Origin of the sequence: uncultured Campylobacter sp. (assembly GCF_938030815.1) — a bacterium.
In the GTDB taxonomy this organism is placed as follows: Bacteria; Campylobacterota; Campylobacteria; order Campylobacterales; family Campylobacteraceae; genus Campylobacter_B.
On record NZ_CALHII010000078.1, the window covers coordinates 1 to 9,367 of the forward strand.

A 9,367-nucleotide genomic window follows, 5' to 3' on the forward strand; every position below is an offset into this window, starting at 1 on the left:
GATTATCACGGCGCGTACCGCTCGCGAAAGCCCTGAGTTTTGGAACGACGCGCTCGTAAAATACGCGCTTTGGAATGAGGAGATCGCCGATTTTAAGGCGTTTGAAAAGATCGTAAATTCCATCTCGCCGAAGGATATTGCGGATGCGGCGCAGACCTATATTTTTGATACCGATGAAACCGTGAGGATAAACGCGCCGAAATTTTAACCGGCTCAGCGCGTTTAAATTTTGCTCTAAATTTACTAGCCGCGTTTAAATTTAACGGCGCTTGCACGACAAATTTCGGTGCCGCAAATTTATGTGCTTTAAAAATATACCCAAGAATAAAATTCAATTAAGCCCATCTGTACCGTGCATATATTTTAGATAAATTTTATTTTGGAATAGATTTATCTCACCGATATATCGCTATTTTGTTACATTTTTTCTATTGATTGCATAAGTCGTATAATTGTTATCACTTTTATTGAAATTTAAAATATTATTGGCTAAATTTCCTCGGTCTTAATTTTTATTTTCAAAAAAGGAGAAAAGATGATTGTCGGTTTTTGGGCCTGTAAGCCATGTAAAAGCGGCGCAGGCCGCAATTATTCCGCTTCCGTAAAAGGCGAGAAATTTACTCAAAATCGCTGCTGGGGGGGGCTTGTACGCTCCTTGATAGTCGCGGCGTGCCTTTGCAGTCTAAGCATCGCGCAGGATTCGTCTGAAAATAACGCAACCAGGAGCGTTTCTACCAAAGAAAACCCAGGCGCGCGAAGCTCCGCTGCGGCGATAAATAGTTATAAATTCCCCGAAATAGTCGTCGTCGGCAACATCGACTCGAGCCTTACGAGCGTCGGCGATAGCTACGGCGGTACGCAAAAGATAAGCAGAACGATGATCGAGTCGATGCCTAGCGGCAACGGCGACTTCGTGCAGCTTTTGCGCACCAATCCAAACGTGCAATTCAGCTCCACGAACCGCCAGAGCACGACGCTGGGCGAGATCAGCCCCGCAAACATCAGCATTAACGGCGCGAAGTATTGGCAAAACAACTTTATGCTCGACGGCGCGAATATGAATAATGATCTCGATCCCGCTAGAAACCCCGGCGGCAATCCTACGCGCTTTTCGGCGTTTGATACGATGAATTCCGTCTCGCAAGGTATGGCGATCGATAGCGATTTTTTACGAAGCGTCGAGGTGCACGATAGCGGCGTCTCGGCAAAATACGGCGGATTTACCGGCGGCGTGGTGGAGGCTAAGACGCGAGATCCGCGCGCAGGCTTTCACGGCAAATTTTCGATGCAGCACACTGAGGATAGCTGGACTAGATATCATATCTACGGCGATGAGCAAAATTTTGAAAACTCCGCTACGCCGCTAAATCAGCCGAGATTTGATAAGTGGATCACGAGATTAAATTTAGAAGGCACCGTTACCGAGGATCTGGGCTTGATGTTCGGCTACACCAACACTAGAAGTAAAATTCCGCTCAAGGCCTACGACAGAAGATACAACGCTGATACGACCATCACCGAGCGAATTCAGAGGCGAAATATAGACAACTACTTCCTAAAGGCGCTCTGGTATGCGACCGACCGCCTAACTATCACGCCTAGCGTAACCTACGCGCCCGAGCGAAATAAGATGTTTAACGACCACATCAAAGACTCATACGCCGATATGAAATCAGGCGGTTTAAATTTAGCGCTTAAAACCGACTACGATGGCGATTTTGCTAGATTTAATCAAATTTTATCCTACAGCAAGCTGGAGAGTTCGCGTGATGCCGAGAATGAATATTACAGGGCTTGGCAATACTCAAACGTAAAGAATTGGGGCGGTAAATTTTTATCTGCTGCGGCGATAGAGGGTGGCTTTGGGGATCTTGATCAGACTCAAAAGAGCTTTTCGTACAACGCGGATCTGGAGTTTAACGAATTTGATCTAGGCGGCAGTAAGCATAGATTTATCACAGGCTTTGAGTTTAAAAAGCAAGAGGCTAAATTTAATGTAAGAAAAGAGTTTATGACCGCTGGCGGAATAGCACCGCTACCTGCGGGCGTAAATGCTTGTGATCCGAATGACGAGCTCTGCTCGATAGACGATTCTTTTGCGAGACTCGGCAGAAGCGGCCAGTTTTTTACGCGAAAAAGCTATTACAAGGGCAATACCAAGGTGGATATGAAGAGCTTGGCGGTTTATCTGGAGGATGAGATAAAAATCGGTGATCTTACCTTGCGACCTGGCGTAAGATTAAGTAGGGACGATTATATGAAGCAAACGACTGCGGCGCCGAGATTTAACAGCTACTACGATATTTTCGGCGACGGCGATTCGATTCTTAGCTTCGGTGCAAACCGCTACTACGGACGCAATCTCTTTACCTACAAATTAAGAGAGGGGCGAGAGGGGCTCGCCACTACCTACACGCGCCCGCGCAATGCCTATACGCAAAACTGGACGCAACTGCCAAAAGACCCGTCTCTAACTAAATTTAACGAGCTAAAGGTACCTTATGAGGATGAGCTGGTATTTGGGGCAAAGCAAAAGCTTGGGAATTTTGAGTTTTTCGGCAAATATGTAAGCCGCAAGGGCAGGGATCAGATCATCAAATCTACGCGAAGAGATCTAGGTCTAGCGCCGAATCCGAACTACCAAAACAACTATCAAACCTTTACTAATGACGGCAGAAGCGAAAATAAAATTTTAACCTTCGGCGTTAAAACGATCGATGATTATGAGGCCTTCGGTACGCTAAATGGCTTTGAGCTAGGCTTTGAACACATCAAGATGAAAACGAACAACACCCTTTACGACATATCGCTTGATAGAGAAACGCTTGAAGATGAAAAGATCGTCGAATATGACGGCAGGCTGATGAGGCTATCGGAGCTTCCGGCGCAGGACTACGCTAGGCCTTGGACGGCGAGCCTAAACATCATCACGAAAATTCCAAGCTACGGCATCAGCGTGAATAACTTCCTCTCGTTTAAAGGCTCACAAGAAGCGATCGCCCGCACGGGCAGGACGCCTGCGGGCAAGTATCCTGCCAGATACGACAAATACGAAAAGGTAAATCTCGGCAAAAGCTACAGCTGGGATGCGCGCATCGGATACGCTAAAAAGATGGCGGGCGAGGTGGAATTTTTTACGAATTTAGACATCTACAACGTCCTAAATAAGCGCAACAAAGCAAGACTTAGCAGCGACACCTCGCTCGATCTGGTCTATGAGGCGGGCAGGCAGTTTTGGCTGGAGGCGGGCATTCGGTGGTAGCGTGAGCTAAATTTGCGGAGCTTTTAAAATTTCACGGCTCCGCAAAATTTCGTGAAATTTTTTAAATTTAGGGCATTTTGCGAAATTTCAAATTTCACGCCGCGCTCCTTAAAATTCCGTATCGCGCGCTGTAAAATTTTAGCGTGCGCATCGTATGATTTAACATATGTGCCGCAAAATTTTAATGCACGCGAAATTATAAAATTTACGCCCAAATTTAAGTTGCAACCAATTTAAGGAGCCGAAACGGCTTTTTAAATTTTAACGCCGATATCGCTTAATAGGCTCTTTCATTGAAATATCACAAACTGCTTTTGAAATTTTGACGAGCTGATCTGCCGCTCTTTTGGCATGTAGCGGCAAACCCTTTCAAAGTCCGTTTCGCTCATCATAAAACTGATAAATTCGCCCTTGCCGTCATAGATGATCAAAGTATCGATCGCACGAAAGCTAAATTTCCCCTCCGTGATCTTTGAAAAAATCAGTTTAGAGGTGAAAAACGGCAAAACCAATGCCGTCAGGCTCATAATAAAAATTATAAATCCTCTAAAGCTCTGTAAAAATCCAGCGAACGCAACGCTTATCACGATGAACGAAAACACAATACCTGCGGAATTTCTAGCGGGCACGATATGCCCGAATAGCGGCGTGGCGGTGAGCTTTATGAGCGATATCTCATCGAATTTTATAGATTTCGTGATTTTGCCTTTATTGACATAGTTGATGCTCCTGTCCGTCAAATGAACAAAGCGCGTATGGGCGCTGTTTAGATAGGAGACGACGGCGAATACTACAGGAACAAACGGCGTATAGTATGGGAAAATATCCCCTATATACAGAAACACCGGTACCGCCAAAGGGGCGAAGAATAGGTTATAAATAAAGAATACCGCGATGTTGTAGTCTTTGACGACAAGGGTTTATCGTCAAATTGCGGCGGATTTCGGTGCTCGGCGTCTTGCCTAGACTGCGACTGCTGCGGCTTTTGTGACTTTTGCAGCTTATCTTTTAAATTTAGCATTAAATTTACTCCCGTTTTTAAAATTTATTGCTAGCGGCTTGGGCGTTTTGCGATGATTAAATTTTGCTTTTACGTTTAAATTTTATCGTCAAACAGCGCGCAGATGTCCGCCGAAAAGCCTTTTGGCATAAAAATCGGCGAGTTCAAATCTCCGATAAGCCGCCTTTTAAAGACAAAAACTGCGCGATCTTTTACGCCCGCCCACGATTTAAGGCTCATGTCCGCTAGTCACAACTAGGCCCGATAGGGCCGATCAGCCCGATGGCTCTAAGTTTTAAGGTCGATGTCCGCCGGCCGCAGCACCTTTGCGAGCTGCATTACTACGGAATTTATTGTCGCTAGGCTAGAAAATAGCACTGCAGCTGCAATTTTTACGAGTTGCATTTTATCAGACGTGCATTTGGCAAACGCTAAAAACCGCGAACTCTCCGGCATAAAGCACGCTGTAGCGCGCTCGCTAATTAAAATTTACTCACTCTCAGTGCCGCTTCGGTTAAATTTTAGATCTCGCAGCGCGCTTTCGTCCGCGCCGCCGCTTTTTTGCATTTTAAATTTAAACCTTGCGGCGACATTTCTGTGTCCGCACTGCCGCCATTGAATCTACTTCAATTTAAGCCCGCGCTCGCCTTAAAATTCAAACGAGTTCGCGCGTCCGTTTCACTCTTTTTGCTTTCGGCATCGTCAAGACTGCTATCTAAGTTTTTGCCGCGTAAATTTAAATCCAGGGATGAAATTTTTAGATATGCCGAGCTTGGGGATATTGGATTCTTGCCGTGTAAATTCAGATCATCCTCTCGCAAACGCTCCGCGCTCACGTAAAGCTGCAGCCTGCCTAGGCTCGGCGTATCCATCGCTATCTTACGTCCTTCGAATTCCGCGCCAAATTTGCCGTCCTCGCCGCACGCCTTAACGACGTAATCCCAAGCAGGCTAGCTTGCGTCCTTTCAAAATTTTATTTCGTTAAAATTTGTCCGCGCCTTTGTTTGTACGCCGCGCATTGGCACCGCGTGCGCTTACCGTGTCGCCGCACAAAATCTTGCAATCTCACAGCTCGAAATCAAAGCATTAAAAATCATCCGTTTCGCTCCAAGCTCTTTTAGCGAGAGCCCGTCTATTTGCGGCGCGGCGTAGAGTTCCCGCAGCGTGGCGAAATACCGCTCGCCGCTTGCATTTGCGCCAGCTTCGTCCGCGCATCTTTGAAATGAGCAGCGATCGGCGTAGGCGATTATCATATACTCTGCGCCGCGCAGACGGAAACCAAGCTCGGGCTCGCTGCCCTCGGCTACGCATTTTAGCAGCATTTGCTCTATGGTTTCAAATGAGTATTTCGACATTTCGCTTCGATCTTAAAATTTTATCGCCGCCGCGACGCTTATTGTGCCGCCGCATATCGCGAGCGGTTTTATTCCGCCAAAAACCCGAAGCGCTTGATCATATCCAAAAGTATATCGGCTCTGCAAATTTCATCGTCCAGCAGGTCATCGTATTGATCTCGCAGTCGCTCGGCGTCTTGCGCTACGGGCCCTAGATACTCCCTAGCCTGCGCGGGCTCCCCTTTCATCACGTAGTATTCGCCCAAGATCACGCGAGCTTGCGTCTTGCTAACCTCGTCGCCTTCTTCCTCAAGTGCTGCTTTTAGGCTCTGCACGCCGCCCTCCTCAAGCCCCCGCGAGAGCTGCGTTACCTTCTGTAAAGCTTCGCATCCATTTTCGCTTCTTTGTAAAATTTTATTTAAAATAATAGAACAAATTTCCGCCGCACTCAAGATCCACGAACTCCTTGCTGTCAAAATAGAGCTTAAATTTCATGTGGCTCAGGTATTTGGCGTCTTGCGCTTTCTCTACCAAATTTCTTATCAGCCGCTCTATCTTTTCGTTGCTTTCTCCGCGCACCGCGTCCTGCCTCGTGAAATAAAAAACTACGGGCACGTCGGACACCGCTGCGATATACCAAATTTTAAGCGGCGCTAAAAGCTCGTTTCGGTTTCGCAGCAGCTCCTCTACCGCGCCTTGGATCAGATCGGTGCAGATCTGCGACTCGAAGGACTCGACCGAGATATAAAAATTCTTTAGCCCGTTTAGCTTCGCGTAAAGCGGCGTGCGGGCGAGGTAGCGCTCGATGCACTTTTTATCGGTGATTTTTGCGGCGTCTTTATCGAAGCGAAGCACGATCTTAAGCCACGCCGAGTCCCTGCCCGCGCCGTAAAACGCGCTGATAGGACGAACCTTAAATTTAGAGTTTATAAACTCCAGTAAACCGCTGATATTTTCACTATTTTCGACTTTGCCCTCTATGATCTCTTTGCAGCGCCTGCTCTGATACGGGCTTAGATCGCAAAACATCGCGTGCCTTAAGCTTAAAGCGCTTTAAATTTAGCTCGCATCGTAAGCCTCGAGCATATCGAAAGTCGGAGCGAAAAAGAGCGCGCCCGTCTTTGCGGTGCTGAAATCCAGTAGGCGGTCGTAGTTGCCTCGCGGGCGGCCGATAAACATACTCTCAAGCATCAGCTCCAGCGTGCTAAAGGTGCTTGCGTAGGCGATGAAGTAGGTTCCCGTCTCGCCGTCCTGCATAAACGGCATATTGCCGCGCACGACCTTTTTGTCGTCGCCTACGTTGGCTGCGGCGGAGTGCGAGTTGCTAGGCTTTAGCTCCTCGCTCATTTCGATATCGTTTTGTTTACTGCGCCCGATGACGCGCTCCTGCTCGTCGACGCCCGCGGCGTTCCACGCGCTCATATCGTGGATATATTTTTGCGTAAAAAGATAGCTACCGCCCTTGTACGCCGCATCCTCGTCGCCTACCTTGGCGAAAAAGTCGCGATCTGCGCCCTGCGGGTTTTCGGTGCCGTCCACAAAGCCGATGATGGCGCGCCCGTCGTAGTATTTAAAGCCGCAGATCTCCTCCTCACACGTCGCGACGTTCTTTAGCGCGGCTCTGATCTCGCTTGCCATATCGTAGCAAACGGCCTGATTCCCCGCTCTGATGTGGATATGGATATCGCCTCCAGTAGCGGGCGCAGCGTGTTTATCGCCCCTAATCTCTTCGAAATTTTTTAGCTCCTTCGGCAAAGGCTTCGGCAAGCCGAGCATTTTCCACGCCTCAAAGCCCACGCCCAGCACGCAGCTTGTTTCGCTAGCCGCGCCGAATCTCGTAACGGCGGTTTTGTTTAAATTTATCACCAAACCGCAAAGCCTCTCAAAAGCCTTTTTGCAGGCGGTTTTGTCTGCGTTAAAGCGCCAGATCATAAATACGGTGTTGTTGCCGGGCGCGTCGGTTACGTTTTGGGATTTTGCGTGCGCACAGGCGCAACTTTTTTCTTTACTCATTTTTCTCTCCTTCAAAATAAAATTTAAAAGGAATTTTAGCGCAATATCGGTAAACGGCGGGCGTAGAGATAGAATTTAGGTGGCTTTCGGGTTTGATTTTCGGCGGAGGAAATTTATCTTTGATCGTTAAATTTGCGGCGGCGATGAAATTTTGGCTTTAAATTTATAAGTCGCAGTGCCGTAAAAACGGCGTTTTTACGCATTAAAAGAAGTAAAATTTTAATCTATTTTTAGTAAAATTTAGTCTTATTATAACATATTTTTCAAAATAAGATGCCTAATATTAAATTTTAAATGACAATATCATTTAAAAAAACCGCCCTTTGTTTAACTTCTTTCGGCAGATATTTAGCATAAGAGCGATAAGTCTCGTTCAAATCCTTATGGCCCATCATTTTGCAACCCACCCACATAGGCTCCTCGCCGCGACTTAGCATTACGGAAGCGAAGGAGTGCCTGGTATCGTAAAGCCTGCGGATATTATAGCCAAGTTTTGCTTGCAGATCATTAAATTTAAGCCGCATCATAGACCGAGAAAGCCTAAAAATTCGCCGGCTTTTGTCGCTGCTATCAAGCTTTATAAGCTCATTATAGACGATTTGCAGCATATCGATCGTACGATTACTGGACTTAGTTTTGGGTGAATCCACAATGCCGACGTCCGAAAGCGTTTTATTTATCCGGATTTGCCTATTTTCAAAGTCGAGATCGCCGAAAGTAAGAGCTAAAATTTCACCGGTTCGGGCGCCGGTAAAGAACGCTACGACTAGAAATAACCGCAACTCGTCGTCGGCATTTTTAATGAGCTCTAAAATTTCATCAAGGCTAAACGGCGGAAATTTTTCGTCCTCTAATTCATCGAGATGTTGCTTAAATCTAGGAATAAAAAACGGATTTTTGGAGATTATGTCATTACTTACGGCGTATCGAAAAATCATCTTGAAAAAAGAGCAATAGCCGCTAATAGAGCTATCCTTTAAGCCTTTGCTCTTACAAAATTTAACGAATTCTACGCTGTGGTGCCTCTCAAAGTCGGCTAAGTAGAAAATACTATTAGAGCTTAAAAATTCCGTGATCGTATGGCTCATAATTACGTAAAGCCGCCTAGTTTTATCCTTTAAAAAGGACTTCTCGGCAAGGAGACGATCGATTACGCCATCAAAACTAAACTCACTAGAATTTTTAATAGCGCCGGTGCCTTTCTCCCCCTTTCTAAGAAGCCTGTCGGTCTGCAAGTCCTCAAGCTCGCGATACCGGCGTCTGGCCTCCGCGATATCGGATTTAGAGCCTAGAAATAAATCATAATTTTTACGAACGAAATCAAACGCCAAAGGCGATTTTTTAAGACCCGTAGTGCGGCGAATTCTAATGCCATCCTTTTGGCAGTCAATATAAAAACGTCCGTGTTGCACATAGATATTCTTATTTTTTTCCAAATTTTTCATATAAGTAACTTTATCAAAATTTAATTAAAAGTAAGCGAAAAAGCACTATCTTTAAGGTTGAAATTTTTTGAAATAAAAATTTTTTACTTAAAGTGCGATTTTATGGAACTTGAAAATCTTAAAAAGAGCAAAAAGGCAATTAAGAAAAGCAATTTTTTACAAAATCTCGCTAATAATTAGCTTTTATTTTTAAGCTTTATATAATAAAATAGTCATAAAATAAAATCGTCATCGCCATTAATTCAATTAAGTAAAAGTTACATAAAAAGTTTAAGCTTTTACAAAATCTCGCCCTCCCTTACTATAATGTAAA

General features: G+C 45.6%; 10 protein-coding genes. 2 read left to right on the top strand and 8 right to left on the bottom strand.

What is annotated here, in order from left to right:
• The coding region (locus Q0277_RS02955; RefSeq protein ID WP_297995430.1) for a hypothetical protein at positions 1–208 on the top strand (208 nt) is incomplete at its 5' end.
• 327 nt (positions 209–535) lie between these two features.
• Positions 536–3,262, top strand: a complete 2,727-nt coding sequence (locus tag Q0277_RS02960) for a TonB-dependent receptor plug domain-containing protein (RefSeq protein ID WP_297995433.1) — start codon at positions 536–538, stop codon at positions 3,260–3,262.
• 290 nt (positions 3,263–3,552) lie between these two features.
• Here Q0277_RS02960 and Q0277_RS02965 read toward each other — a convergent pair whose 3' ends face one another.
• The 8 genes from Q0277_RS02965 to Q0277_RS03000 form a co-directional block, all read right to left on the bottom strand.
• On the bottom strand, positions 3,553–4,107 hold the full coding sequence (locus Q0277_RS02965; protein WP_297995436.1) for a hypothetical protein: 555 nt from the start codon (positions 4,105–4,107) through the stop codon (positions 3,553–3,555).
• Positions 4,108–4,358: 251 nt separating this feature from the next.
• The gene (locus Q0277_RS02970; protein WP_291939074.1) at positions 4,359–4,502 is read right to left on the bottom strand and encodes a hypothetical protein; all 144 of its coding nucleotides are present in this window, start codon (positions 4,500–4,502) and stop codon (positions 4,359–4,361) included.
• A 386-nt stretch (positions 4,503–4,888) separates the two neighbouring features.
• Positions 4,889–5,134, bottom strand: a complete 246-nt coding sequence (locus Q0277_RS02975) for a hypothetical protein (RefSeq protein WP_297995441.1) — start codon at positions 5,132–5,134, stop codon at positions 4,889–4,891.
• Positions 5,135–5,296: 162 nt separating this feature from the next.
• A complete protein-coding gene (locus tag Q0277_RS02980) occupies positions 5,297–5,617 on the bottom strand; it encodes a hypothetical protein (RefSeq protein WP_297995443.1) in 321 nt (106 codons plus the stop codon).
• Between the two features lie 68 nt (positions 5,618–5,685).
• The gene (locus Q0277_RS02985; RefSeq protein WP_297995445.1) at positions 5,686–6,048 is read right to left on the bottom strand and encodes a hypothetical protein; all 363 of its coding nucleotides are present in this window, start codon (positions 6,046–6,048) and stop codon (positions 5,686–5,688) included.
• Positions 6,011–6,625, bottom strand: a complete 615-nt coding sequence (locus Q0277_RS02990) for a hypothetical protein (protein WP_297995447.1) — start codon at positions 6,623–6,625, stop codon at positions 6,011–6,013. The genes Q0277_RS02985 and Q0277_RS02990 overlap by 38 nt, the downstream gene beginning before the upstream one ends.
• A gap of 30 nt (positions 6,626–6,655) precedes the next feature.
• On the bottom strand, positions 6,656–7,609 hold the full coding sequence (locus Q0277_RS02995; RefSeq protein WP_297995450.1) for a Dyp-type peroxidase: 954 nt from the start codon (positions 7,607–7,609) through the stop codon (positions 6,656–6,658).
• Between the two features lie 290 nt (positions 7,610–7,899).
• Positions 7,900–9,054 carry a tyrosine-type recombinase/integrase gene (locus tag Q0277_RS03000; protein WP_297995452.1) on the bottom strand — a complete coding sequence of 385 codons (1,155 nt, stop codon included), beginning with the start codon at positions 9,052–9,054 and terminating at the stop codon, positions 7,900–7,902.
• Positions 9,055–9,367: the final 313 nt, after the last annotated feature.

Coding starts and splice junctions, on each gene's coding strand:
- Q0277_RS02960 (WP_297995433.1), top strand. CDS start 536: ATGATTGTCGGTTTTTGGGCCTGTAAGCCATGTAAAAGCGGCGCAGGC.
- Q0277_RS02970 (WP_291939074.1), bottom strand. CDS start 4,502: ATGAGCCTTAAATCGTGGGCGGGCGTAAAAGATCGCGCAGTTTTTGTC.
- Q0277_RS02975 (WP_297995441.1), bottom strand. CDS start 5,134: ATGGATACGCCGAGCCTAGGCAGGCTGCAGCTTTACGTGAGCGCGGAG.
- Q0277_RS02980 (WP_297995443.1), bottom strand. CDS start 5,617: ATGTCGAAATACTCATTTGAAACCATAGAGCAAATGCTGCTAAAATGC.
- Q0277_RS02990 (WP_297995447.1), bottom strand. CDS start 6,625: ATGTTTTGCGATCTAAGCCCGTATCAGAGCAGGCGCTGCAAAGAGATC.
- Q0277_RS02995 (WP_297995450.1), bottom strand. CDS start 7,609: ATGAGTAAAGAAAAAAGTTGCGCCTGTGCGCACGCAAAATCCCAAAAC.
- Q0277_RS03000 (WP_297995452.1), bottom strand. CDS start 9,054: ATGAAAAATTTGGAAAAAAATAAGAATATCTATGTGCAACACGGACGT.